This window comes from Exiguobacterium artemiae (genome assembly GCF_033342815.1).
In the GTDB taxonomy this organism is placed as follows: Bacteria; Bacillota; Bacilli; order Exiguobacteriales; family Exiguobacteriaceae; genus Exiguobacterium_A; species Exiguobacterium_A artemiae_A.
Genome location: NZ_JAWPEN010000001.1, coordinates 249,008 through 272,862, shown reverse-complemented (window position 1 = coordinate 272,862; position 23,855 = coordinate 249,008). Strand labels below are relative to the sequence as shown.

The 23,855-nt window shown below is 46.3% G+C and carries 27 protein-coding genes; 17 read left to right on the top strand and 10 right to left on the bottom strand.

Going from position 1 to position 23,855, the window contains the following annotated elements; all coding sequences use genetic code 11:
- Positions 1 to 9: 9 nt before the first annotated feature.
- Both pulA and R7V76_RS01325 read left to right on the top strand, forming a co-directional pair.
- Positions 10 to 2,169: a type I pullulanase gene (gene pulA / locus R7V76_RS01330; protein ID WP_318091012.1), complete on the top strand. Its 2,160-nt coding sequence runs from the start codon at positions 10 to 12 to the stop codon at positions 2,167 to 2,169.
- A gap of 51 nt (positions 2,170 to 2,220) precedes the next feature.
- Positions 2,221 to 3,024: a phosphotransferase family protein gene (locus R7V76_RS01325; protein ID WP_318091011.1), complete on the top strand. Its 804-nt coding sequence runs from the start codon at positions 2,221 to 2,223 to the stop codon at positions 3,022 to 3,024.
- A gap of 84 nt (positions 3,025 to 3,108) precedes the next feature.
- On the opposite strand, the gene budA is transcribed toward R7V76_RS01325, so the two are convergent.
- From budA to R7V76_RS16725, 3 genes are all read right to left on the bottom strand, one after another.
- Positions 3,109 to 3,831: an acetolactate decarboxylase gene (gene budA / locus R7V76_RS01320; protein WP_318091010.1), complete on the bottom strand. Its 723-nt coding sequence runs from the start codon at positions 3,829 to 3,831 to the stop codon at positions 3,109 to 3,111.
- A gap of 7 nt (positions 3,832 to 3,838) precedes the next feature.
- Positions 3,839 to 5,533: an acetolactate synthase AlsS gene (gene alsS / locus R7V76_RS01315; RefSeq protein ID WP_290827400.1), complete on the bottom strand. Its 1,695-nt coding sequence runs from the start codon at positions 5,531 to 5,533 to the stop codon at positions 3,839 to 3,841.
- Positions 5,534 to 5,696: 163 nt separating this feature from the next.
- Positions 5,697 to 5,798 carry a cytochrome bd oxidase small subunit CydS gene (locus tag R7V76_RS16725; RefSeq protein ID WP_413230418.1) on the bottom strand — a complete coding sequence of 34 codons (102 nt, stop codon included), beginning with the start codon at positions 5,796 to 5,798 and terminating at the stop codon, positions 5,697 to 5,699.
- 173 nt (positions 5,799 to 5,971) lie between these two features.
- Between R7V76_RS16725 and trmB the strand changes: the two genes are divergently transcribed.
- The gene (trmB, locus tag R7V76_RS01310) at positions 5,972 to 6,613 is read left to right on the top strand and encodes a tRNA (guanosine(46)-N7)-methyltransferase TrmB (protein WP_012371129.1); all 642 of its coding nucleotides are present in this window, start codon (positions 5,972 to 5,974) and stop codon (positions 6,611 to 6,613) included.
- Between the two features lie 115 nt (positions 6,614 to 6,728).
- Positions 6,729 to 7,244: a hypothetical protein gene (locus tag R7V76_RS01305; RefSeq protein WP_318091009.1), complete on the top strand. Its 516-nt coding sequence runs from the start codon at positions 6,729 to 6,731 to the stop codon at positions 7,242 to 7,244.
- A 73-nt stretch (positions 7,245 to 7,317) separates the two neighbouring features.
- Here R7V76_RS01305 and R7V76_RS01300 read toward each other — a convergent pair whose 3' ends face one another.
- A complete protein-coding gene (locus R7V76_RS01300; RefSeq protein ID WP_012371127.1) occupies positions 7,318 to 7,674 on the bottom strand; it encodes a DUF1304 domain-containing protein in 357 nt (118 codons plus the stop codon).
- Positions 7,675 to 7,733: 59 nt separating this feature from the next.
- Positions 7,734 to 8,036 carry a PepSY domain-containing protein gene (locus tag R7V76_RS01295; protein WP_012371126.1) on the bottom strand — a complete coding sequence of 101 codons (303 nt, stop codon included), beginning with the start codon at positions 8,034 to 8,036 and terminating at the stop codon, positions 7,734 to 7,736.
- 120 nt (positions 8,037 to 8,156) lie between these two features.
- Here R7V76_RS01295 and R7V76_RS01290 point away from each other — a divergent pair, with 120 nt between their 5' ends.
- Together R7V76_RS01290 and R7V76_RS01285 are read left to right on the top strand one after the other, a co-directional pair.
- On the top strand, positions 8,157 to 9,227 hold the full coding sequence (locus R7V76_RS01290) for a M42 family metallopeptidase (RefSeq protein ID WP_318091008.1): 1,071 nt from the start codon (positions 8,157 to 8,159) through the stop codon (positions 9,225 to 9,227).
- A 135-nt stretch (positions 9,228 to 9,362) separates the two neighbouring features.
- Positions 9,363 to 10,376 (top strand): PTS transporter subunit IIC, encoded by a 1,014-nt coding sequence (locus tag R7V76_RS01285; protein WP_318091007.1) that lies wholly within the window; start codon positions 9,363 to 9,365, stop codon positions 10,374 to 10,376.
- A 101-nt stretch (positions 10,377 to 10,477) separates the two neighbouring features.
- On the opposite strand, the gene R7V76_RS01280 is transcribed toward R7V76_RS01285, so the two are convergent.
- Positions 10,478 to 10,768 (bottom strand): hypothetical protein, encoded by a 291-nt coding sequence (locus R7V76_RS01280; RefSeq protein WP_318091006.1) that lies wholly within the window; start codon positions 10,766 to 10,768, stop codon positions 10,478 to 10,480.
- A 124-nt stretch (positions 10,769 to 10,892) separates the two neighbouring features.
- Between R7V76_RS01280 and R7V76_RS01275 the strand changes: the two genes are divergently transcribed.
- The 7 genes from R7V76_RS01275 (at position 10,893) to R7V76_RS01245 (ending at position 16,271) form a co-directional block, all read left to right on the top strand.
- Positions 10,893 to 11,201 carry a thioredoxin family protein gene (locus R7V76_RS01275; RefSeq protein WP_012371122.1) on the top strand — a complete coding sequence of 103 codons (309 nt, stop codon included), beginning with the start codon at positions 10,893 to 10,895 and terminating at the stop codon, positions 11,199 to 11,201.
- 54 nt (positions 11,202 to 11,255) lie between these two features.
- Positions 11,256 to 12,053, top strand: a complete 798-nt coding sequence (locus R7V76_RS01270; protein ID WP_318091005.1) for a DUF1444 domain-containing protein — start codon at positions 11,256 to 11,258, stop codon at positions 12,051 to 12,053.
- A gap of 53 nt (positions 12,054 to 12,106) precedes the next feature.
- Positions 12,107 to 12,715, top strand: a complete 609-nt coding sequence (gene ytpR, locus R7V76_RS01265) for a YtpR family tRNA-binding protein (RefSeq protein WP_318091004.1) — start codon at positions 12,107 to 12,109, stop codon at positions 12,713 to 12,715.
- Between the two features lie 37 nt (positions 12,716 to 12,752).
- On the top strand, positions 12,753 to 13,658 hold the full coding sequence (locus R7V76_RS01260; RefSeq protein ID WP_318091003.1) for a hypothetical protein: 906 nt from the start codon (positions 12,753 to 12,755) through the stop codon (positions 13,656 to 13,658).
- Positions 13,659 to 13,736: 78 nt separating this feature from the next.
- Complete coding sequence (gene murC / locus R7V76_RS01255) at positions 13,737 to 15,032, top strand: UDP-N-acetylmuramate--L-alanine ligase (protein WP_318091002.1); 1,296 nt, start codon at positions 13,737 to 13,739, stop codon at positions 15,030 to 15,032.
- Positions 15,033 to 15,201: 169 nt separating this feature from the next.
- Positions 15,202 to 15,717: a DUF5698 domain-containing protein gene (locus R7V76_RS01250; RefSeq protein WP_318091001.1), complete on the top strand. Its 516-nt coding sequence runs from the start codon at positions 15,202 to 15,204 to the stop codon at positions 15,715 to 15,717.
- A gap of 113 nt (positions 15,718 to 15,830) precedes the next feature.
- Positions 15,831 to 16,271 (top strand): Dps family protein, encoded by a 441-nt coding sequence (locus R7V76_RS01245; RefSeq protein WP_026827708.1) that lies wholly within the window; start codon positions 15,831 to 15,833, stop codon positions 16,269 to 16,271.
- A 53-nt stretch (positions 16,272 to 16,324) separates the two neighbouring features.
- Here R7V76_RS01245 and R7V76_RS01240 read toward each other — a convergent pair whose 3' ends face one another.
- A complete protein-coding gene (locus tag R7V76_RS01240) occupies positions 16,325 to 17,437 on the bottom strand; it encodes an aminopeptidase (protein WP_318091000.1) in 1,113 nt (370 codons plus the stop codon).
- A 140-nt stretch (positions 17,438 to 17,577) separates the two neighbouring features.
- On the opposite strand from R7V76_RS01240, the gene R7V76_RS01235 reads away from it, so the two are divergent.
- From R7V76_RS01235 to ccpA, 4 genes are all read left to right on the top strand, one after another.
- The gene (locus R7V76_RS01235; protein WP_318090999.1) at positions 17,578 to 18,147 is read left to right on the top strand and encodes a DUF948 domain-containing protein; all 570 of its coding nucleotides are present in this window, start codon (positions 17,578 to 17,580) and stop codon (positions 18,145 to 18,147) included.
- Complete coding sequence (locus R7V76_RS01230) at positions 18,147 to 18,728, top strand: YtxH domain-containing protein (RefSeq protein WP_318090998.1); 582 nt, start codon at positions 18,147 to 18,149, stop codon at positions 18,726 to 18,728. Before R7V76_RS01235 ends, R7V76_RS01230 begins: the two co-directional genes overlap by 1 nt.
- A 123-nt stretch (positions 18,729 to 18,851) precedes the next feature.
- On the top strand, positions 18,852 to 19,937 hold the full coding sequence (locus tag R7V76_RS01225; protein ID WP_026827712.1) for a bifunctional 3-deoxy-7-phosphoheptulonate synthase/chorismate mutase: 1,086 nt from the start codon (positions 18,852 to 18,854) through the stop codon (positions 19,935 to 19,937).
- Positions 19,938 to 20,094: 157 nt separating this feature from the next.
- Positions 20,095 to 21,105 (top strand): catabolite control protein A, encoded by a 1,011-nt coding sequence (ccpA, locus tag R7V76_RS01220; protein WP_290827381.1) that lies wholly within the window; start codon positions 20,095 to 20,097, stop codon positions 21,103 to 21,105.
- Positions 21,106 to 21,159: 54 nt separating this feature from the next.
- On the opposite strand, the gene R7V76_RS01215 is transcribed toward ccpA, so the two are convergent.
- From R7V76_RS01215 to R7V76_RS01205, 3 genes are all read right to left on the bottom strand, one after another.
- Entirely contained in the window at positions 21,160 to 21,921 is a 762-nt protein-coding gene (locus tag R7V76_RS01215; RefSeq protein ID WP_318090997.1) for a FixH family protein, read from the bottom strand.
- 106 nt (positions 21,922 to 22,027) lie between these two features.
- On the bottom strand, positions 22,028 to 23,221 hold the full coding sequence (locus tag R7V76_RS01210; RefSeq protein ID WP_318090996.1) for an acetoin utilization protein AcuC: 1,194 nt from the start codon (positions 23,219 to 23,221) through the stop codon (positions 22,028 to 22,030).
- On the bottom strand, positions 23,218 to 23,850 hold the full coding sequence (locus R7V76_RS01205) for an acetoin utilization AcuB family protein (protein WP_012371108.1): 633 nt from the start codon (positions 23,848 to 23,850) through the stop codon (positions 23,218 to 23,220). The genes R7V76_RS01210 and R7V76_RS01205 overlap by 4 nt, the downstream gene beginning before the upstream one ends.
- Between the last annotated feature and the right edge of the window lie 5 nt (positions 23,851 to 23,855).

The following is a 23,855-nucleotide window of genomic DNA, read 5'->3' as shown; positions in this document are numbered from 1 at the left end:
CGTAAACAGATGATAAATAATGAATCGGAAACGCAACAAGTCAGATTGTGTTCAGTTGAGTTCGTGACATTTCAAACCATCTTAATGGAGACCGAGACACCGTTTGGACAAGGTGAGTGTTCGCTCGTCTGTGATGGTGAGCCGATGGACTACTCCATCGAAAATCGAGAAGAGACGGACGGAACAATCAAACTGACACTGCTGCTCGACCGGGCGGTTGAAGTAGAACGCTGTTATGAAATCATCTTACCCGACCAGGAACGAGTCCGCGTGTTGCCGAATCGGATTGTACAGACAGCAGGATTTGATCGTAAATACAGTTATGAAGGGCCTTTGGGTGCCGTCTATGACACCGACATGATTTCCTTATATGTCTGGTCACCGCTGGCTGAACGGTTGGAATGTATCCGCTACGATCAAGATGGTGTCGAAAGGGACAGCCGTGACTTTGAACGGCAGGAACGCGGCGCGTATCGGTTAGTGGTTCCCCGTTCCTGGGAGAACAGCCTGTACCGTTACCGGGTCACGACGTATCAAGGAACACAGGAAGTTGTTGATCCTTATGCCAAGGCCGTCAGCGTAAATGGACAATTCGCGGTTCTGCTTGATGTCGAGCAAGAAATCAACCGACAGTTTCCTCACCGGCAAAAACGGCCGTTGTTAATCAAACCGACAGATGCCATCATTTATGAAGCACATATTCGGGATTTCACGATTGATCCGTCTTCCGGTTCTCATTATCCCGGACAATACCTCGGTATGACGGAAACAGGGACCGTATCACCGGAAGGACGCTCGACAGGTATCGATTATTTACTAGACCTCGGTGTGACCCATCTCCAACTGTTACCGGTTCATTTGTTTCCGACAACGGAAGAAGTGAGCCGCCTTCCTTACAATTGGGGATACGATCCTGTTCAGTGGTTTTCACTGACAGGCTGTTATGCCAGCGATCCGACCGATCCAAAGGTCCGGATTCTCGAGTATGTCGGGATGATTGAACGGCTTCATGCAGCGGGAATTCGAGTGACGTTTGACGTGGTCATGAATCATGTCTACATCCGGGAACGGTCAGCGCTCGAATACCTGGTGCCGGGCTACTATTTCCGCTATGAAATGGACGGAACACTTGCCAATGGAACCGGAGTCGGGAATGACACCGCATCGGAACGGTTCATGATGCGACGGATGATCGTGGACTGCCTGACCTATTTTGCGGATATTTTTCATGTAGACGCCTTCCGTTTCGATCTAATGGGCATTCATGATGTTGAGACGATGAATCATGTCCGGTCAGCATTAGATCATATTGATCCGACCATTCTTGTGTACGGCGAAGGATGGGACTTGGCGACACCATTACCGCAACGTCAAAAGGCAATCAGTTCAGTCGCTTCACAAATGCCGCGAATCGGTCATTTTAATGATGTTTTCCGGGATGCTTTAAAAGGCTCGACGTTCAATGAAACAGACTGTGGTTTTGTATCGGGCAACGGTTGGTGGGAAGGGGAAGTACGCAACGGAATGGCCGGCAGTATCACGTTGGCTGGTCAGACGACGGGGCGTTTCCCTGAGCCGACCTATTCGATCAATTATGTCGAAGCACATGATAATCACACCTTGTACGACAAGTTGACACTTGCCCGGCCAGACCTTGATGAAACGACACGGTTACAGATGAGTCGACTGGCCCAAACGATTATATTTTTATCAGCCGGCATCCCGTTTCTCCATGCCGGACAAGAGTTCGGCCGGACGAAACAAGGCGTCGAGAACAGCTATAATGCACCTGATGCGATTAATCGTATGGACTGGACGTTACGGGACCGCCAGGCACAGATGGTCGAGTATTTAAAAAACATCTTGCAAATCCGTCGGATGCACGGAGGGTTCCGGTTGCACCGAGCTAACCAAGTGCAGGAACTGATGCATTTTTTGCCGATGCAACCGGGAGTCATCGCATACGAAGTGGGGGCTGTTCATTCCTACGATGCCTGGCAACGGACGCTTGTCGTGCATAATGTGACGTCTGAGAAGATTGACATCGCGCTCGATCATCCTAAATGGAATGTGCATGTTTACGGAAACGAAGCATCTATCACACCGATTGAGAAGGGTGTTTCGCAGATCACGGTCCTTCCGTTGTCAACAACGATCGCCACATGTTAAGATAATCATTGTGCCTTAAGGCAAATCTACTAAAAAGTTGAGCGGATTATAATGGAATTAGATATTTTAGATGCGCTTGGCGAAGGCTGGACCCTTACGCCAGCAGGCGGAATTACGGGAGAAGCATACATTGCCTCGACGGGGCAGTCAAAACTCTTTTTAAAACGAAACTCCTCGCCATTTTTGGCGATTTTATCAGCGGATGGTATCGTGCCGAAGCTGCTTTGGACAAAGCGGATTTACAGCGGAGATGTCATCAGCGCCCAGCAATTCATCGAAGGTCAAGAGTTGGAACCGGAAATGATGGAACGGCCGGAAGTCGCAAGGTTGCTCGGAAAGATTCATGATTCGAAGGAACTGTTGTTCATGTTACAACAATTGGATCAGCGTCCGATCGAACCGGATGAACTCTTGCGGCAGTGTCGTTTATATTTTCAACCTGCTGAACTGGCACAACCGGAATTGATTGAACAGGCCATCGACTATTTGTCCGGACGGTTACCTTACGTCCGGACAGACGAGCAAGTCGTCTGCCATTCGGATTTAAATCATAATAACTGGTTGGTCGGAACAGACGGACATCTGTATCTTAATGATTGGGATGATGCGATTATCGCAGATCGCGCGTATGATCTGGGGATGATGTTATACAGTTATGTCGATGAAGAGTGCTGGCCGGAATGGTTTGCGCATTACGGACATCCGTTGACGAAAGATTTGAAACAACGCATGTACTGGTACGTCGTGGCGCAAGCCGTACTCTCGATTTACTGGTATGAAGATACCATGCATCCTGATGCAACAGAGAGTTATCTTTTTTTAGCGCAATTGCTGGAAATGGAACAGGAAGATTAAAGCGGCAATCTGTTCAAGACAAGAATTTTAAAACACTAACGAAAAACGTGCGGACACAAGTGATTCTGTGTCCGCACGTTTTTTTTAGCCTTCGGCAATTTGGATTTCTTTTTCGATATCATGACTTTCAAGATCAGCTGTCCGGTACGCTGCTGTCGTCGGCAAACGTAAGTCCAATTTTGGTTTTTCCTCGAATGTAACGGTTACGTCTTGTACCGTATAGTCGAAGACATGTCCTCCACCGCTTCGTTCTTGATCGATGAAGTGAAGATGGTAGCCGGCGACTGCGATCCCGTGACCAAACCGGGGTGTAAAATAACCGGCTAACGTACCGTCGATGTGTTCGAATGTCCGGGCACTTTGTGTCGCGACGGCTTCAGTGATTGGACGGAATGGTTTTTCCTGCCGGGCGACGGTTCGTGTCTTGACCTCGGAAAATCGTCCTTCAATCCGGATGGCGTAAAAGCTGTTGATTGTACCAAGCTGTTCACTTAGCCAGTGTTCAAAATCAGCTTTAGACATCGTTTGCTTCACGGACAACGACTGTTCGGGAACGAATCGCGTAAGAGAACAGAACGGAGTCGTCGTTTTGGGATCGAGCGGACGGGCGCTGCCGTCCGACTGCAGTTGATAAAAGGAACCATCAAAACCAATCATTTCCCCGTCGAGATGATCGAATGTACCGATTCCGAAATCATAACCGGGAAGAATCGATTCATAGCGTGTTTCACTTTCGAATACACCGTCGAGTAAGGCCATCATTGTCGAAATCTGAAGTAATGTATCGTCATGCTGCATCGCTTTCATCTCCTTATCAGTTTAATTGATCCAAGTGTACCTCTTTACCGAGTGTAATGTTATCGCTGTAGTCGATCGGAACATCCACGATGACAGGTCCCTCTGTTTGCCATGCTTCTTCCATGACCGAGATGAGTTCGGACGGATGATTGACACGGAGTCCTTTTGCGCCGAAGCTTTCAGCGTATTTTACTAAATCGACTTCCCCGAAAGAGGTACCGGATTTCCGTTTGTATTTCATTTCCTGCTGGAATGCTACCATATCAAACCCGCTGTCCCGCCATACGAAATGGACGAGCGGAGCATTCAGGCGGACTGCCGTTTCCAGTTCCATGGCGGAAAAGAGGAATCCACCGTCGCCGGAAATCGAGACCGCTTTTTTACCTGGACGGACGAGCGTCGCGGCGATTGCCCAAGGCAATGCGACACCAAGTGTCTGCATTCCGTTGCTGAACAGGAGATGACGAGGCTCGTACGACCGGAAGTGACGTGCCATCCAGATGTAATGCGATCCGACGTCTACTGTGACCGTGACGTCGTCCGCGATTTGTTCGCGTAATGTTTTCATGAAGTAAAGCGGATGAGTCAATGGTGAGTCCTTCACGATTGGCGGGATGTCCCGTTCTTCCAAGCGTTGTTGAAGACCGTGTAAAAATTCAGTTGAGCTTGCTGGAAGTGTCAATGCATGCAAACGTTCTGATAACGCATTGATGGTTGCTGCAACATCACCGACGAGTTCCCGGTCCGGACGATAGAAGTGATCGATTTCGGCCCGCATCTGATCAAGATGAATCAATGTCCGCTCGTGAGACGGTTGATTCCAGAATTTCGGATCATATCCGATTGGATCGTATCCGATCGATAAGACGAGATCGGCTTCAGCAAGCAAGGCGTCTCCTGGTTGGTTACGGAAAAGACCGACCCGTCCGTAGAAATTAGATTCAAGCTCGCGCGACAACGTACCGGCGGCCTGGAATGTCTGAACGACCGGGATCGACACACGTTCGAGCAAAGCACGGATGGCTTGAACGACACGCGGTTGACTCGAGCGCATACCGAGTAACAAAACCGGTAACTTCGCTTGTTCAATCAGGGTAGCCGTCTCATCAATCCATTCTTCCGGAGCGATTCCGAGTTTAGGTGCTTCGACCGCTTTGAACGAAGTGACGTTCGCTTCATTTAATCCGACATCCTGCGGAATGCTGACGAAAGCAGCACCGGACGTCGTTTCCGCTGTCCGGAAAGCATTGGATAAGACTTCAGGGATATTGTCGGCATCTTGAACTTCAGCGCTGAAATTGGTAATCGGTTTGAACAATGCCTGGTTATCCATCGATTGGTGGGTCCGTTTCAATCGATCGGCTCGTGTGACGGCACCGGCAATCGCGACGACAGGATCACCTTCCGAGTTGGCCGTGACAAGACCGGTCGCGAGATTGGAAGCACCGGGTCCTGACGTGACCAGTACCACACCGGGTTTGTCCGTCAAGCGGCCGATTGCTTGTGCCATGAACGCGGCGTTCTGTTCATGGCGTGCGACGATCAGTTCGGGTCCCCGGTCCTGCAGAACATTAAAGACAGAGTCAATTTTCGCTCCAGGAATCCCGAAGATATAGTCTACACCCTGTTCGATGAGGGTATCGACGACCAAATCGGCTCCTGTTTTCTTCTGTACTAAGTCTTTTGAATCACTGTTTTGTTTTTCTTTCATTACAATTCTCCTTTTCTACCAGTAGTTTCGGTTGTTCGATAGCTGTAATATAAAAACTGTTTCATGAAAAGTATACATCTGTTTCAATGAGAAACCAAGGTGAATCCTTCAGAAACTAAAAAAGACACCTTGTGATCAACACAAGATGTCTGCCGCTAACTGTTTATTCCGCATTCACTTTTCCGAACGTCGCCCAGACGAAAAGAGCCGTTACACCCATGACGAGAACGATCGGAGAACCCCATGCAATCAAGAAGTCTTCCAACATTAAAACCTCCTTTAGGAATCATCGTACTGTAAGTGTAGTAGATTGCTCACTTATTCTCAAGTGACGATCTGCTGAACATTCTTTTGGGAGAATGAAGAACATCTTATATATTTACCCGAATCATGATAAACTTATCTGCGGATAATTTAAGAATCGAAAGGATGAGCAGTATGCGTTTACGTCACAAACCATGGGCACTGGATTATATGAAAGAGCAATCCTCCATCTATATAGCAGACCCGTCGACTTTAAAAGGAAACTGGTCGAATGAATTTAAGAATGAGAATCCGATTTACATCGAAGTCGGGTCAGGTAAAGGCGCCTTCATCACAGGGATGGCAAAACAGTATCCGGAGGTCAACTTCGTCGCAATCGAACTGTTTGAGAGTGTTGCAGTCGCCATCGTTCAAAAGATGGTGGAAGAACCGCTTGCTAACGTCCGTGTCTTGACGGTCGATGCCAAAGACTTGCGTGACTTCTTTGAAAAAGGAGAGGTGGCCCGTGTTTATTTAAACTTCTCCGATCCGTGGCCGAAATCACGGCATGCGAAACGCCGCTTGACGTACAAAACGTTTTTGGCAACCTATGAAGATATTTTACCGGAAAAAGGGCAGATTCATTTCAAGACGGATAACCGGAAATTATTTGAATCAAGTCTGATGACGATGTCTGCCTACGGGATGACATTTGATTGGATGTCACTTGATTTACATGCCAACGAGCCGGAAAATAACGTCAGAACGGAATACGAAGAACGATTTTCAGCAATGGGTCAACCGATTTATCGGATGGAAGCAACGTATACGAAATAATTTAGACAAAAAGTTTTCTTATTTTCCTAGCATTTCTTTCACACTTTTTTCTTATTAATTGGTACAATGTTGTTGACTGAAGAACTGTATTTACAGGTAAAGGGGGAAATTGGGGATGTGGCAAAAAAGCTTAGCCTTCGTAACGGCACTCTTTCTCGCATTGAGTATCGGACAATCGGTATTCGCTGCGATTGATACGTCATCTATGCAAAAAGCACTTGACGAGGATTTGAAGAGTACACATTACGACTATAAAAAAGGTTCTGTAGAAATTGAAGATCCAAAAACATTCACTGGTGAAAAAGGTGAAAATATTATCGGTGGAATCGCGGTAATCGAGACAGTTCGTGATGGAATCTTCATTACGATGAAACGTGAAATTCATTTCTACAACGCAGACAGCGGTAAATTACTTACAAGTGCAGATGCGGCTAAAGTAAAAGGCGTCAAAGAATACATCGACAGCAACTCGGATAACCTGCACCAAAAGGTGGTTTACTGGTTGCCGATGTTACTGATGTTATTAATCATTGCAGTACCAGCTATCATGCTATACGTTGTTGTACCGCGTCTGTATTCAACAAGTGAATACATGAACCCGATCTACGAACGTAATGATAACCCGCGTTAATCTTTTGTAAATCAAATGAAAATCCCTTGTCCGACCCGAAACCGGGTTCGACAAGGGATTTTTTTGTATGAATTCAGACGAATAAAACGAGTAAAAAAGCAATGATGGCCGGAAGCCCTTGTTTGAAAAGAATCGAGGTATTGGCAGTAGCTGCACCATACAGAGCGGCGACGATGACACAACCGAGAAAATACAATTGGACCGCTGAGGAATCAAGGATCAGTCCGAAAATCAGACCGGCTGCAAGAAAACCATTGTAAAGACCTTGGTTGGCGAACAGTGTCCGGATCTGCGGATTGGAGACGGCTTCTTCGGTCAGTCCGAATGTACGCCGGGCAGATTTTGATGACAGGAAAAACATTTCAAGCGCCAGGATATAAAAGTGTTCCACAGCGACAATTAAAACGAAGAGAGTAGCGAGTAAGGACATGTCGAGTCTCCTTTCTGAAAAAAAGACCATACTTCGTCGATCGAAGTATGGTCCGTCTATTATGCGTATTCGAGTAAAGCACCTGTTTCCGCATCAACTGTGAATTGATACGTTTTTTCATCGTCACCTTCAAGGACCGAGATGCCACCTTTGTAGCTTTGGTAGTCACGTGACTCGTATGCGTACGCCTCTGGTGTTGCAGAGATCCATGCACCTTGGACACGTCCTTTTGCTGAAAATGTGCGTTTCGTGATTTCGAGCGCTTCCTCGGCAGAGAGTTGTTTGTTGTCGACAGCCTTCTTGACTGCGAAAGCGGCAACGACCGCTGCTGCGAGACCGATAATCCAATAGCGTTTTTTCATTAAAATTCCCCTCCTTACAGGTTCTATTCCTACTGTACCAAATAATCCGTCCAGTGAGAAACAAAAGGTTAAGTGATTGAAGCAAAATTTTGTATAATGAATGAACAGGAGGGGATACATATGAATGAAAAAACAAGAGACTTGTTTCGAACATTGACAGAATTGAACGGTGCACCCGGATTTGAACATGATGTCAGACGCTTTGTGAAAGAACGGATTACACCGGTGACGGATGAAATCGTCATGGACGGTCTTGGTTCAATTTTCGGAAAACGCACGGGTCAGGCGGATGGTCCGAAAGTTATGGTTGCTGGTCATATGGATGAAGTAGCTTTCATGGTCACACAGATTACGAAAAACGGGATGCTCCGGATTCAACCGCTCGGTGGCTGGTGGAGTCAGGTTCTGCTTGCACAACGTTTTTCGATTTGCGGTGATAACGGGATCATTCCCGGTGTCATTGCGTCAACACCACCACATTTGCTGACGGATGAAGTCCGGAATAAACCGATGGCGATCAAAGATATGTTCATCGATGTCGGGGCAGACTCAAAAGAAGAAGCGGAATCCTTTGGTATTCGTCCGGGTATTCCGGCGGTCCCGTTCTTCCCGTTCACACCGATGGCGAACCCGAAAAAAATCATGGCTAAAGCATGGGACAACCGCTACGGCGTCGGGATGGCAATTGAGTTGTTGGAAGAAACGACAGCAGCGGATCATCCGAACGTCCTGTTCTCAGGTGCAACGGTTCAAGAAGAAGTCGGCTTGCGCGGTGCGCAAACGGCAACCAATCTGATTGATCCGGATGTTGCTTTTGTCGTCGATGCCTCACCGGCCAACGATGCTTCAGGAGATAAAACGGAATTCGGTCAGCTTGGTCAAGGACCATTGTTACGTATTAAAGACAGCGTCATGATTTTATCAAAAGAAATGACGGATTATGTGCTCGATACAGCGGAATCGAACAATATTCCATATCAATATTACGTCGGAGCAGGTGGAACGGACGGAGGCGTCATCCATCGTTCGAACAGCGGAATTCCAACGACGGTCGTCGGTCTTCCGGCACGTTATATCCATACACATGCTTCGATCATGCACACGGATGACTATGATGCGGCAAAAGAATTACTGAAGAAACTGGTCACGCAACTGGATGCGACCACACTTGCGACATTACAAATTAAATGAACGTAATAGAAGAGGGGATCGTTGCGATCCTCTTTTTTCTGTTTTTAACTGTCTTGTCACATGAAAAACAAATGTATGACCTTTTTTTAGAGTTTGTTATAATGAATCTGATTTTAAACAGAAGGAAGTGGCAGCTTGTTAAAAAGAAAAGGAATTTTACTCAGTCCGAAAGTATATTTTATTACGGTACTCAGTTATATGGCATTAGGATTATTCAGTTCTTTGATTATGGGACTAATTTTAAAGACGATTGGTGAAGGATTAATCACAAAAGGAATCGATGCGGAAATACTCGTCACGGTCGGGCAGCAGGCTATCGCACTGACAGGGCCGGCAATCGGAGTAGCGGTTGCCTTTGCGCTCGAAGCTCCGCCGCTTGTCTTGTTTTCAGCCGTTGCGGTCGGTGCCTTTGGTTACGAAGCGGGAGGTCCTGCCGGAAGTTACGTGGCAGCCGTCATTGCTACCGAAATCGGAAAACTGATTTCAAAGACGACGCGACTTGATATCATTTTGACGCCATTCATCACCTTGCTCGTCGGTTTTGTGAGTGGAAAGTATGTCGGAGCTTGGATTGGAACGTTGATGACCGATTTAGGGGAAATCATCCGGTGGGGAACAGAAAGAGAACCTTTAGTCATGGGAATTTTTGTTGCGACCGTCATGGGTCTCGCTTTGACGGCTCCCATCTCGAGTGCAGCTCTTGGCATCATGTTAGGTCTGGATGGACTGGCAGCCGGCGCTGCAACGATTGGCTGTGCCGCACAAATGATTGGTTTCGGTGTCATCAGTTATCGTGATAACGGGATTGGAGGCTTCATTGCCCAAGGAATCGGCACGTCGATGTTGCAGGTAGGCAATATCATTCGAAATCCATGGACGATTGTTCCGCCAACACTGGCGGGAGCATTGCTCGCTCCATTTGCAACCGTCTTACTCACACTTGAAAGTAATCCTGAAGGGTCGGGGATGGGGACGAGCGGATTGGTCGGTCCGCTGATGTTGTTAAAGACGATGGGATTCGAAGGCGAGTACTACTTAGCGGTTTTCGTGTTGTGTTTCCTGGCACCAGCACTGATCAGTTATTTGATTTACCGTGTCCTCCGTCGCATGGGACGGATTAAAGACGGGGATCTGAAAATCGAGTATTGATGAACCGAATTTTTTCGATGAGTAGATAAGTAAGGGTGGCAGATTATCATTCTGCCACCCTTACTTTGTAGAGACTGACTTTTGAGTCAGTTCCTTCATGTTTACAGTGAAAAGCCGAACGCACTGGAGTAAAAACTGGTAAAAAAGACATACAAGTATAAAAGATAAAGCGGAATCAAATACCGCATCCGAACGATTGGCAATTTTCTGGCGAACCGTTTCCCGATTGCTTCGAGCAACATGATGATGGCAAATCCGACTACAAGAAGGATCAGGATTTGAGGCAGGCTACGTTCGGAATCGATAAATGAATAGCCGTACCGGAGACAGCTTGTCATGCCGACAAAACCAACAAATCGTTCAAAAGGATGCTTAACAGGTTGATCAGTCATAATAATTTCCTTTCAGGACATTTTCTAGTTGCAGTATAGCAAACAGAGCACGAAAACGCACAGAAACATTCGAATATGCTATGATGGAGCCAATGAAAAAGCAAGTACTGAAGGAGTGTAACAGATGAAAAAATTAGAATCGAAAGAACAATTTGATCAAGCGAAAAAAGAAAAATCGATTTTCCTCTTTTCAGCGGATTGGTGCCCGGATTGCCGGTTTTTAGATCCATTCATGCCGGAAATGGAACAGACGTTCAGTGAATTTAATTTTTATTACGTCGACCGCGATCAGCACATTGAAATTGCCCAGGAAATGGACATCTTCGGAATTCCGAGCTTCGTTGCGTATCGTGAAAATGAAGAAACGGGTCGTTATGTCGGGAAAGAACGAAAAACACCTGAACAGGTGACCGCATTTTTAGAAACAGTCTGAAACAAAAGCGAGCGCTGACTCGCTTTTTTTAATAGGAAAGGATGAAATGGATTCATGGAACTACAACAAATTCGCCGCCTCGTTACGGAGGCATTTGATACCACTCAATATACAACGTATTTCGATCGGGAAAAATCGGTTCTCCGCATCGAACGCAAACAGGATCGGACAGGAGTCGATCTGGGATTGAATCCGCTTGTAGCGAAAGCAAAGCGTCGCGGTGTCATAGCGGTCGAAGAGACGATCGAATACATTAAAGCCGTTTTGGAACAGACAGAACCGGTTTCGCTGATTGGTCATGAACAACAGGTTTTCCCTGTCATTCGGGCAAAATCTTTTGCCGATGAGACGAAAGATGGCAAAAAAATCATCAGTACACCACATACCGGTGAAACGAAAATCATGTACGCGCTTGATTTAGGGGCTACGTACCGGTTGATTGACGAAGAATTGTTGAATCAAGCAGGATGGACGACCGAACACTTGTCAGAGGCAGCGCGGTTCAATTTAAAGTCACTCGAAGCGCCGTTTAAGATGGATGAAGTGGCCGGGAATATCTTTTATTTCTTGAGTACGGGTGACGGCTACGAAGCGAGTCGTGTCTTGAACAAACAATTATTGAGCGATTACGCTGAAAAAATGACAGGAGAGTTTGCTGTCGGAATTCCGCATCAGGACGTGCTGATCTTTGCTGACATTCGAAACGACGCGGGGTACGATGTTCTGCAACAATTGATGTTTGACTTCTTCACGAACGGACGAGTTCCGGTAACGGCACTTCCTTTCATGTACGAAGAAGGCAGACTCGAACCTGTCTTTGTCCTTGCAAAAAACAAGCATCCGAAAAGCTGAATAATCTGCTACAATAGGCATTGTGAGAAAGTTTGAAGGGAGTCATGGATTGCATGAATGTTTTTTATAATAAAGAAGGTGTCGGAGACGTCTTGATGGTCATCTTAGCAGATGCACCCCGCGCTGAAATCACTGCCGAAAGAAAAGGCGATGTAGCAACGATTTTCCATGGCGAAGACGTAATTGGCTATAACATCTTCGAAGCATCAAACCAGTTTGAATTAAATGCTGTAGGACCGGTCGAATTGACACCGGAACTTGTTGAAACGATTCAACGCGTACTAGGAGAAAATGGAATCGATTTTGAAGAACGTGAAATTGATTATTCACCTAAATTCGTCGTCGGATTCGTAGCATCTGCCGAAAAACATCCAGATGCGGACAAGCTGTCGGTTTGTCAGGTAGAGGTGGATGGTCAGACACTGCAAATCGTCTGCGGGGCACCTAATGTTGCCGCCGGACAAAAAGTAGTCGTCGCTAAACCGGGTGCGGTCATGCCGTCCGGATTGATTATCCGTCCGTCCGCTTTACGTGGAGTGGCTTCTAGCGGAATGCTTTGTTCTGCCCGGGAACTGGCATTGCCGGATGCACCGCAGGAAAAAGGAATTCTTGTACTCGAAGATACCGCGAAAACGGGAGAAGCATTTTTAATCGGTCGATAATTCGACCGATTTTTTAACAAGATGGAGGGGTGAGGGAATGAGCAATCGTTATGAGCAGTCGTTAAAGGAACAAGCAGCACGGATTCGACGTGAACTGGCAGGCGAAAAAGAAACGAAACCCGTCGAACGTCCTAAAAAAGAAGAACGTGAAGATCGATTCGTGTTGACGGATGTTCCATCGCCTATTTACGGATTCCAACGACCTAAAAAGCAACGGTCGATCCAAGAGGAAATCCATTCGGACGAATCTGAAGTCGATGTTTCAAGTGTACATGAAGAGGAAAAGTCATCAGAAGAGTCGCTTGAACATGAGACAGAGGAATTGAACGAAGAGTCGCGGATCGAGACGATGGAACAGACGGATCTAACCGAAGCGGATGCTGGCTTAGTACCGATGACAGATTCAGAGATTCTCGTTCCGGAACCGTCGATTGAGGAAAATTCTTCGCCGCAGGATATTGTCGAAGATCAAGTCGAAGATCAAGTCGAAGCACAAGCGTCAACAGAAACTCTTCTTCCTGAAGAAGAGGATGCAGTTGAAGAAGCAGAAAATCCGGTTGCAGAAGAAACGGACAAAGAAGATACGGTAGAAGAAACAGTTACAGAAGAAACCGACAAAGAAGAAACAGTGGAAACGCAAATCGAATTGACTCCTGAGGTTCCTGTAGCAGATCAAACGGTACAGGAAGAAACAGAAACCATTCCGTCCTCAACGGATGTGGTACACATGGATTCTCAGGCGGAAGAACCGCTCTCTGCCGACGACGCTTCAGTTGATGAAATGAAGCAAGTAGTTGCAGTGGAAACAGAACCGACGGCAAACCAGTCGATTCAAATCAAAAAGCCGGTCGGTCCGCCGGTAAACGTCGTGATGACGACAAAGGACTTGATGGCGATGTATCGTGCACGTCGGGAACAAAATAATTTACATGGTAAAAAATAAGTCGGTTTGCTATAATGGTACAGGTTTTGTACCCAAGCCCGATGGTACGGACCGGAACGTGAATTGGAGGGCTCATATATGACAAATTATCATTTTGTAGGGATCAAAGGAACAGGGATGAGTGCGCTCGCCCAAGTACTGCATGAAATGAATCATCAAGTACAAGGTTCTGATATTGACAAGCATATTTTTACAGAGGATGCCTTACGGGCAAAAGGAATTCCGTTTTTCCCGTTTAGTGCGGAAAACATTAAAGAAGATCAAGTCATCATCCAAGGGAATGCTTTTGGGGATGACCATCCAGAAATTGCTCGGGCAAAGGAACTGGATTTGACGATTTATCACTATTACGATTTCTTAGGACATTTAGCAGATGAGTATCGGTCTGTTGCGATTACCGGATCACATGGTAAAACATCGACGACTGGTTTACTCTCGCACGTCTTGAGTGGAATTACACCAACGGCATTTCTGATTGGTGATGGAACAGGTGCCGGTGTGGCAGAAGCGAAAGCATTTGTCTTTGAAGCGTGCGAGTACAAACGCCACTTCTTATATTACAAACCGGACTATGCCATCATGACGAACATTGACTTTGACCATTCTGACTACTTTACGGGAATCGACGACGTCGTTTCGGCATTCCAAGAGATGGCGATGCAGGTCAAACAAGCAATCGTTGCTTGTGGAGATGACGAGCACCTGCAAAACCTTCAGGCGAATGTTCCGATTCTGTATTATGGTTTTGGAGAAAATAATGATTTCCGTGCAGAAAACGCGACGTCGACGCCGGACGGAACATCATTTGACGTCTATCTCCGGGATGATTTTTACGGGACGTTCCTGATTCCTGGTTTTGGTCGACACCATGTCTTGAATGCGTTGTCTGTCATTGCGATCTGCCAGTATGAAGGATTGAACAAAGAAGATGTCGCTGCACGTTTGTCTACATTCGGCGGAGTGAAACGTCGGTTTAGCGAAACAAACTTCGGTTCGCAAATCCTTGTTGACGACTACGCGCATCACCCGAAAGAAATCAGTGCGACGATTGAATCGGCACGCAAAAAATATCCGGATCGTGAAGTCGTAGCGATTTTCCAACCGCATACGTATACCCGCTTAAAGTCATTCATGGATGATTTTGCGACATCGTTACGTGAGGCGGATGCTACTTATCTGTGTGAAATCTTTGGATCGGCACGTGAGCAAGAAGGGCAAGTCCGTGTAGAAGATTTACAAGAAAAAGTGCCGGGATCTGATATTTTGACGCGGGACAATGTATCGATTTTACGTAAACATGAAAATGCCGTGTTGCTCTTTATGGGAGCAGGAGACATTCAGACGTATCAACACCAGTACGAAAACGCTAAGTAATACCATCAGTAGGAACAGGCGCCGGCATTCATTTGCCGGCGTCTTTTTGTCGGTTTCGTGAAACAAAAAAGTGGAAGTGAGTTTGAGGAGAAATCAGTTAAATTTTTGATTGCATCTTGAATTGATTTTTGGAATAGTGGGGGTATGTTATTTAGAAAGGAAAGACGTCATGGGACAAATTTTACTCATCTTACTGTTACAGCTGATTTACGTACCTGTTTTGACACTACGTACCATCATGCTCGTCAAAGGAAGAACTATCATTGCAGGTGTGTTAGGAACGGTTGAAACGTTGATTTATATCTTTGCGCTCGGAATCGTATTCCGTGACTTGACAACAGCCGGCATGATTGTCTACGCCCTTGGATTCGGGCTTGGAATTCTGATCGGAGGATTCGTCGAACGGAAGCTGGCAATCGGATACAATATGATTCAAGTGCATACACAGGACTTCCCGGCAGAGTTGATTCAGGTCATCCGGGACAACGGATTCGGAGTCACACATTATCAAGGTCAAGGTCGTGATGGAATTCGCTATCGACTGGATGTACTGGCAGCCCGGACAAGAATGAAAGTATTGCGCAATTTGGTCGAGGAATATGAACCGAAAGCGTTTCTTGTCGCGTTTGATTCAGTCGACTTCAAAGGCGGTTACATGCTCAAAGGATTGAAACGGTCTCAGTAAGGACAACGCTAAACGCTCGAAGAATCTCTCATGAAATCATGTTTAAGTTTTGTTATTTAAGGATAAAGATGAAATAGAACAAAACACAGTTTTTATGAGAGGAGAAATCGACAATGATTAGTAATCATGCTAAGACAGCTTTAAATCAGCAGGTGGCAAACTATGGCGTGCTGTTTGTAAAACTTCATAACTACCACTGGTACATTAAAGGTCCTGATTTCTTGACGTTACATGTAAAGCTTGAAGAATTATACACTTGGGTTTCAGAACAATATGATGTCGTAGCAGAACGTCTGTTGATGAATAATGGAATGCCTTCTGCAACGCTGAAGGAATATTTAGAGCAGACAACGCTTGAAGAAGCAAAACCGGGTTTATCGGCAGATGAAATGGTGGAGTCGGTCATCAGTGATTTCCAACAGATTCGTAAGGAAATGCTGGATGCAATCGTTCATCTTGAATCGCAAGACGTAACGGTTGAAGATGATTTACTGGCACAGGCAAAAGAAATCGAGAAACAAATTTGGATGTTGCGCGCGACATTAAAAAAATAACTTAAACAAAACGGATGGCTTCATCCTACGTGGAATAAGCCATCCGTTTTCACTTATTTTAAGTTTTCAGGATTCAAGACGTCGAGTTCAGGTAAAACGAATCGACCGTCTTTACGAATCAAGACATCATCAAACCAGATTTCTCCACCACCATAATCGGGACGTTGAATGTTCACCAAATCCCAGTGAATGGATGAGTCGTTTCCGTTATACGCTTCAGCATATGCTTGACCAGGTGTAAAATGGAAACTGCCGTCGATTTTTTCATCAAACAAGATATCTTTCATCGGGTGTTGGATGAACGGGTTGACACCGATTGCGAATTCTCCGACGAAACGAGCTCCGGCATCTGTATCAAACACTTGGTTGATGCGTTCCGTATCGTTTGCTGTCGCTTCTACGATTTTACCGTCTTTAAACGTCAGTTTGACGTTTTCGAAGGTAAATCCTTGATAAGGAGAAGGTGTATTGTAAGAAATGGTACCGTTAATCGAATCCTTGACCGGTGCGGTGAAGACTTCTCCATCCGGAATGTTGGCATTACCGGCACACTTAATGGCCGGGATGTCCTTGATTGAGAAAGCAAGATCTGTTCCGGGTCCGACGAGACGAACACGATCGGTTTTATTCATCAAATCGACGAGCGGCGTCATGGCGTCACCCATCTTAGCGTAATCAAGCGTACAAACATCAAAGTAAAAGTCTTCGAAAGCTTCTGTTGACTGGTTTGCCAGTTGCGCCATTGAAGTCGTCGGGAAGCGTAACACGACCCATTTCGTGCCTTTGACACGATCTTCTGTATGCATCTTACCGAGCGTTTTACCGTACAGCTTCATTTTGTCAGACGGGACGTCAGACAGTTCGTTGATGTTATCTCCAGCACGTAGGCCGATATAAGCATCCATCGCCTGCATTTGTTTTTGTTCGATGTCCGCCATCAACTGAAGTTGTTCTTCCGACGCATTGCGGTACAATTTCCGTAATACGCGGTTATCTTTTAAGAGGACGAATGGAAGACCACCGGCTTCATAAGCGGCATCAACGAGTGCTTCGACAAGTTCACGTTCGATTCCGAAATTCTCGATCAAGACTTTTTCACCAGGAGCAAGTGCTACTGAATAATTGATAAGATTCGTTGCGAGTTGTGTTAGACGTGGGTCACGCATGAAAAGTTCCTCCTCAAAATGATGTATGTAGGTTTCATTTATCATTGTAACGGAAATAAACCATTTGGAGTAGCAGGAACCATTACTTCTACGTCGAACTACCAACTAGACACTAGCAAAAGAAATTGGAGGCACGAACCATGGAAATTACATTAGGCGGAATTGCCGGATTGGTTGCTGCGATTGCATTCGTAGTACTCGTCATCTTCCTCGCACGCGTCTTGAGCGCAGCAGGTAAGACACTTAACAACGTAGCAGATACGACAGCAGGGCTCGAACGTCAATTAGACGGCATCATGATGGAGACGACAGCGTTGTTACACAAAACGAACCGTCTTGTCGATACGATTGAAGAAAAAACAGAATTGCTTGCACCGGTTGCGAACTCAATCGAGGAACTCGGAACATCGCTCAATAAAGTAACAGATTCAGTTCGAACTGTATCTGACACGGTTGCAGGTGCTGCCGATACAAACAAAGAACAGATCGCGCAAGCTGTCCGTTGGGGATCAGTCGCGGTTGAACTCTTTAAGAAAAATAAACCTGAACCAGGACAAGACGTTTCATCTTCGACAACGGCTACAACGACAGTCGAAAAGAAACCACGTCGCCGCTTCCGTAAAAAAGCAGAAACACCTGTCACACCGGAGGTCGTTTCTGTCCCGGATGTAGAGAGTATTCCAGATGAGTTGAAGGGAGATCGTTCATAATGACAAAACAACATCCATACCAAACACAAGATACTTCTAAAGGTGGCGGATTCCTCGCAGGTATCATCGTCGGTGGATTGATCGGCGCAGCAGCGGCCTTATTATCAAGTCCGAAATCAGGTCGTGAAATGCGCGGAATGCTCGATGAGCGGACAGCGCCAGCACGCCAACGTTTAAACGAACAAACACAAGTCGTTCGTGAAAAGGCAGAACCACTCGTAGGAGAATGGATTCAATTAGCAAAAGACAAAGCAGCACCTGTCATTGAAAAAGCAAAGAAAAACCCTACTGTTCAAGAAGCGGCACAATATGCTGGTTTTGAAAAAGACCAATCAAGCATCGATGCAGCACTTGCTGAGGCGGAACAACTGGTTCGTGACATCGAACGTGAAATCGGCGACGAAGTGGACGGTGCGTCGGTTGCAGAGGAACTTGATACAGAAACAGTCGCTGAGCTGTCGGAATTCCGTGAAAAACTTGCAGATGAGCAGGGAGAAGAAGTCGCAGAAGACGATACAGAGGACGATCATGAAAATGATCCACAATCTAAACTCAGTCATGAAAAGAAACCAAAAAAATAAAAAATCAAAGTGTACTTTCCGACTTTTGACGGGGAGTACGCTTTCTTTGTATACAATTGCAAAAGAGTTCGCTATAATTAGTTGCTATTACGAGCTATATGCTGATTAGGGAGTGGTAGGACAATGGATCAACATGCAGAATTGAAACGTTTACGGGATGAACTTGATTTAGTGAACGCTGAGTTGCTGGCGTTAATTAATAAGCGAGGGGAAATAGCGGTTGAAATCGGTAAAGTCAAACGTGCCCAGGGGATTGATCGGTATGACCCGGTCCGTGAACGTCAGATGCTTGAATCGATTGCAGCGAGCAATCATGGTCCATTTGAAACAGGACGCCTACAGCACGTATTTAAAGAGATTTTCAAAGCCTCTCTTGAACTTCAAGGAGAAGATCGGACCCGGAAACTGTTGGTCTCGCGAAAACAAAAACCGACGAATACAATCATTCGGATCGGGGATGATGTGATTGGTGACGGTTCCCAACAATTGATTGCCGGTCCATGTGCGGTCGAAAGTGAAGAACAGGTCTTTGAGGTGGCAGAGCAACTGGCGAAGCATGGTGTTCGATTCATGCGCGGCGGTGCTTACAAACCACGGACATCACCATATGATTTCCAAGGTCTTGGATTAGATGGATTAAAAATGTTGAAAAAAGCAGCAGATGCACATGGTCTTCATGTCATCACTGAAATCATGACACCGAGTGCGGTCGAATCAGCCTTACCTTACGTCGACATCATTCAAGTCGGTGCCCGCAACATGCAAAACTTCGATTTATTGAAGGAAGTAGGGCGGACAAACAAGCCGGTTCTGTTGAAGCGGGGCTTATCGGCCACACTAGAAGAGTTCATGTACGCTGCGGAATACATCATGGCAAGCGGTAACGAACAGGTGATCTTGTGCGAACGCGGTATCCGGACATATGAACGGGCGACCCGCAATACACTTGATATCTCTGCCGTGCCAATCCTGAAACAAGAAACACATCTTCCGGTCATGGTGGATGTGACTCATTCAACAGGGCGCAAAGATTTACTTCTTCCGACTGCTAAAGCAGCTTACGCCATTGGGGCAGACGCGGTGATGGTAGAAGTCCATCCGTTTCCGGCGCTTGCGTTGTCGGATGCGAACCAACAACTAGATTTTAATGAGTTCGATTCGTTCATCGAGAATCTGACTTCTACTTTTCCGGCACTAAACGTTCAATGATTTTCTAAAAAGGCTGTTCTTTAGCGAATGAAAACGTTTTACAATGAGGGAAGAATGGGAAAAGAAAGATATCTTTTCCTGTCTTCCTTTCGTGTTGCCTAAAAATGAAAACAAGAATGAAAACAAAATGATTGTCTAAAATAAGGAGGAATTTGTTTTGAACAGTAATATAACGATTTATGATGTCGCCCGGGAAGCCGCCGTCTCCATGGCGACTGTCTCACGTGTAGTGAATGGAAATCCGAACGTCAAACCATCGACGCGAAAAAAAGTACAGGATGCCATCGATCAGCTCGGATATCGTCCGAATGCGGTGGCACGAGGTCTTGCCAGTAAGAAAACGACAACTGTCGGTGTTATCGTACCGGATATCTCGAACATCTTTTTTGCGGATTTGGCACGCGGAATCGAAGACGTTGCGACAATGTATAAGTACAACATCATCTTGTGTAACTCGGATCAAAACCCGGAAAAAGAGATTCACCTGTTGAATACGTTGCTTGGAAAACAAGTCGACGGCATTATTTTCATGGGTGGACGTCTTCATGAAGATCTTGTCCGTGAATTCAAAACATCGCCTGTTCCAATCGTGTTGGCGGCTACTTTAAATCAAGAGTATGATCTTCCGGCCGTTAATATTGATTATGAGAGTGCTGCACATGATGCGGTCAAATCGTTGATTGACAATGGCCATAAACGCATCGGCTTCATTACCGGACCGTTGGAACAACAGATTAATGGCGAAAAGAAATTTGCTGGTTACCGCAGTGCCCTGGAAGAAGCCAATCTGCCGTTCGATGAGCAAAACGTCGTCCTTGGGAACTATACGTATGATTCAGGCATGAAGGCGATGAACCAATTACTTGAACTCGGGGATGCTTGTCCGCGTGCGATTTTTGCGGGAACAGATGAAATGGCACTTGGTGTCATTCACGCTCTGCAAGATGCCGGCCACCAAGTGCCGGAAGACTTCGAAGTCATCGGACATGATAACACGCGTCTTGCGACGATGATTCGTCCAAAGCTGACGACAGTCGTACAACCGATGTATGATATCGGTGCAGTGTCGATGCGTTTATTGACGAAAATCCTCAATAAAGAAGAAATCGAGACAAATGATGTGACGTTACCACACCGGATCGAACAACGTGATTCAACACGTTCTTGATTTAAAAAAGTCTGTCCTTTCTCCATTCGGAAAAGGACAGACTTTTTTTGTTGATCATTTAACTAAAATCGTTTGATCCTGATGATGATGTAATTGATCGTTCTCGACATGAAGTCGGATGATGGTCTTGCCTGGATGTGTTAACGAAACTTCCCCTACGTATTGATCTGATTTTTTAGTGAGCGGCAGATACGTATGTTTTTCGACACCGGGCTCGATGACTTCGATTTGAACATCTGCCTGGAGCGGTTTGCCGTTTAGGAAGACATGAAAGGAGACAGGTAGCTTGGCCCCGGCTTTCATTGTTTTAGCACCCATGTAATGAACAGACAGTCCTTCGACGGTCGCATGCTCATGTGCCTGTTCCGTCGTGTCTTTTTTTGTGTCTTCATGGGAGTGATCCATGACGACGAATGAGATTTTATCCATATGATGAAGTCCATTCTTATCATTGATGTGATAAAGACCTTCGTATTCGCCTTCAGCAAGCTTGGCTTCTGCTTGATAAGTACCGGTCTTTTTTAAGGCTGCTTTGAATTTTTGATGAACCGCTTCTTTTTCATCTGATTTCCAGACTTCAAAGGCTACGTTTTCCAGATTAACAGCTTTCTTATTTTCGAGTGCTGTCGCTTGGAAAACCACCTTTTGATTTTCCATCGTTTTCGCTGGCACATTGACAGTGACATCGACTGGTTTTTTTTCGGAACCTTGCATGGTATCGTGATCCATCGCCTGTTTGTCATTCGCACATCCGGCAAGTAAAAGTCCGGTCGCGAAGAACATCCCCATGAAGCCTACTGATTTTTTCTTCAACACGGATTCCCCCAATTTTTGTTTACTAAATAAAGTAATGAAAGCTTATTCAGTATAACAAGAACTTGTGAAGTCCCCACGAAGTAATTGTGAAAAGAACAAGACATTTTTAGTCGTTCGAATAAGGGGAGGAGAACGATAAGTGTTCTTTTTTCGAATCGTCGACAAACGGCCAAAGCAATCGTTTGACGGTCTCCCAGTTTTTTTCTTCGATCTCTGGTCGGCGGGGAATCACCGGATACAGCGGGACAGGATCGGACCATGTCATTGGAACGTTAGGGCTTTCTTTTTGCCACCGTTTGATCCACTCTTTCGGAAGATCCCCCTGAAAAGGCGATTGATTCGTCAAAGCGGCAAAGACCTGGCTCCAGGCACGTGGAACGACACGGTACCAGTCGTACCCGCCACCGCCTAAAGCAACAATGCGGCCGTCTGTATAACGGTTGGCCGCCTCGACAGCGATTTGAGGAATCTGTTCGTAACTTTTCATCGTCAACGATAGATGGGTCAAGGGATCAAGCGCATGTGCATCTGCACCGTTTTGAGTAATGATGAGATCCGGTTTAAAGAGTTCGCATGCTTCGAACAAAACAGTCCGGTAAGCCTGCAAAAAAGAATCATCTTCTGTAAAGGCGTCAAACGGAACATTCCAGCTCCAGCCGTAGCCTTCCTCTGCGCCGCGTTCCGTCACCATGCCGGTTCCGGGAAACAAATAACGTCCGGTTTCGTGAAGCGATAACGTCATGACATCCGCCCGGTTGTAAAAAGCCCACTGAACGCCGTCGCCGTGGTGGGCATCGGTGTCGACATATAAAATCCGGCAATCGTATTTTTGAATCATGGCCGCCATTGCAACGGCGGTATCGTTGTAAATACAAAAGCCGGAAGCACGTCCGCGGAAACCGTGATGCAATCCGCCTCCGATATGAAACGTTCGGCGGTATTGGCCGGACAGGACAAGATCACATGCTTCAATCGTTCCGCCGACGAGCAGGGCCGCACTCTCATGCATCTGGTCAAACAGCGGGGTATCCTCAGTCCCTAATCCGTACATTTGCGCCTTCATCGGAGAAAGTTCGCCGTGTCCTGCGAGTTTCACCGCCTGTATGTAGTCCGCATCGTGTATCAGTGACAATTCCTCGTCGGTTGCCGGACGGGGGACGATGCAGTCGACGGTCTCGAGAGCACCGGTTGCTTCCAACAGCGACAAGGTCAATTCGAGTCGGATCGGATTAAACGGATGGGAGTCAGAGAACCGGTAGGCGGCCTCTTCCGGGCTGTAAAGATAAGCAAACTCCTTCATCGGCTCATGTCAGGACCGACGACGTCGAATCCTTCCTTTCGTAATTTTTCGATAACGCGGATCGGATTCATTGTTTGGACACGAAAAGCGACGATTCGGACGTACGGATCATTTGTCGGATAGACCAGGACGTTTAGGATGTTGACGTTTGTTTTCGCCAGGAGTCCGGCAATTTTAGCAAGTGTTCCTGCCGTATTTTCGACGCGGACTTCGATTTGGGAACTCGGTTCAAGGGCACCAGTCAATTGGACGAATGTCCGTAACAAATCCGTCTCTGTCACTAAACCGACCAATCTTCGTCCCCGCACAATCGGAAGACAGGAGAGACGGTGTTCGTAAAATAAGACAGCCGCATCTTCGATGAAATCAAGAGGGTGAGCGGTGATGGGTGTTCGTTGCATGATGCTTGAAACGGCATTTTGCTGATCCTTCAAAAAAGTTTCCGGGTGAAAGACGCTGCTTGCGCTTTGCATCTCCTGAAGACCAATCAGCCCAAGCAGTTCCTGACGGGCGTTCGTCACAGGCAAGTGACGGATTTTGTGACGGCGCATCAACTCAGCCGCATGAGCAATTGAATTCGTAGGTTGGATGGTGATACAGTGTGTCTTCATGATTTGTTCGATTAACATGCGAT

Excerpts from the sequence above, each read along its gene's own strand:
- pulA (WP_318091012.1), top strand. The coding sequence starts at position 10 with ATGATAAATAATGAATCGGAAACGCAACAAGTCAGATTGTGTTCAGTT.
- R7V76_RS01325 (WP_318091011.1), top strand. The coding sequence starts at position 2,221 with ATGGAATTAGATATTTTAGATGCGCTTGGCGAAGGCTGGACCCTTACG.
- budA (WP_318091010.1), bottom strand. The coding sequence starts at position 3,831 with ATGAAAGCGATGCAGCATGACGATACATTACTTCAGATTTCGACAATG.
- alsS (WP_290827400.1), bottom strand. The coding sequence starts at position 5,533 with ATGAAAGAAAAACAAAACAGTGATTCAAAAGACTTAGTACAGAAGAAA.
- trmB (WP_012371129.1), top strand. The coding sequence starts at position 5,972 with ATGCGTTTACGTCACAAACCATGGGCACTGGATTATATGAAAGAGCAA.
- R7V76_RS01305 (WP_318091009.1), top strand. The coding sequence starts at position 6,729 with ATGTGGCAAAAAAGCTTAGCCTTCGTAACGGCACTCTTTCTCGCATTG.
- R7V76_RS01300 (WP_012371127.1), bottom strand. The coding sequence starts at position 7,674 with ATGTCCTTACTCGCTACTCTCTTCGTTTTAATTGTCGCTGTGGAACAC.
- R7V76_RS01295 (WP_012371126.1), bottom strand. The coding sequence starts at position 8,036 with ATGAAAAAACGCTATTGGATTATCGGTCTCGCAGCAGCGGTCGTTGCC.
- R7V76_RS01290 (WP_318091008.1), top strand. The coding sequence starts at position 8,157 with ATGAATGAAAAAACAAGAGACTTGTTTCGAACATTGACAGAATTGAAC.
- R7V76_RS01280 (WP_318091006.1), bottom strand. The coding sequence starts at position 10,768 with ATGACTGATCAACCTGTTAAGCATCCTTTTGAACGATTTGTTGGTTTT.
- R7V76_RS01275 (WP_012371122.1), top strand. The coding sequence starts at position 10,893 with ATGAAAAAATTAGAATCGAAAGAACAATTTGATCAAGCGAAAAAAGAA.
- R7V76_RS01270 (WP_318091005.1), top strand. The coding sequence starts at position 11,256 with ATGGAACTACAACAAATTCGCCGCCTCGTTACGGAGGCATTTGATACC.
- ytpR (WP_318091004.1), top strand. The coding sequence starts at position 12,107 with ATGAATGTTTTTTATAATAAAGAAGGTGTCGGAGACGTCTTGATGGTC.
- R7V76_RS01260 (WP_318091003.1), top strand. The coding sequence starts at position 12,753 with ATGAGCAATCGTTATGAGCAGTCGTTAAAGGAACAAGCAGCACGGATT.
- murC (WP_318091002.1), top strand. The coding sequence starts at position 13,737 with ATGACAAATTATCATTTTGTAGGGATCAAAGGAACAGGGATGAGTGCG.
- R7V76_RS01250 (WP_318091001.1), top strand. The coding sequence starts at position 15,202 with ATGGGACAAATTTTACTCATCTTACTGTTACAGCTGATTTACGTACCT.
- R7V76_RS01245 (WP_026827708.1), top strand. The coding sequence starts at position 15,831 with ATGATTAGTAATCATGCTAAGACAGCTTTAAATCAGCAGGTGGCAAAC.
- R7V76_RS01240 (WP_318091000.1), bottom strand. The coding sequence starts at position 17,437 with ATGCGTGACCCACGTCTAACACAACTCGCAACGAATCTTATCAATTAT.
- R7V76_RS01235 (WP_318090999.1), top strand. The coding sequence starts at position 17,578 with ATGGAAATTACATTAGGCGGAATTGCCGGATTGGTTGCTGCGATTGCA.
- R7V76_RS01230 (WP_318090998.1), top strand. The coding sequence starts at position 18,147 with ATGACAAAACAACATCCATACCAAACACAAGATACTTCTAAAGGTGGC.
- R7V76_RS01225 (WP_026827712.1), top strand. The coding sequence starts at position 18,852 with ATGGATCAACATGCAGAATTGAAACGTTTACGGGATGAACTTGATTTA.
- R7V76_RS01210 (WP_318090996.1), bottom strand. The coding sequence starts at position 23,221 with ATGAAGGAGTTTGCTTATCTTTACAGCCCGGAAGAGGCCGCCTACCGG.
- R7V76_RS01205 (WP_012371108.1), bottom strand. The coding sequence starts at position 23,850 with ATGTTAATCGAACAAATCATGAAGACACACTGTATCACCATCCAACCT.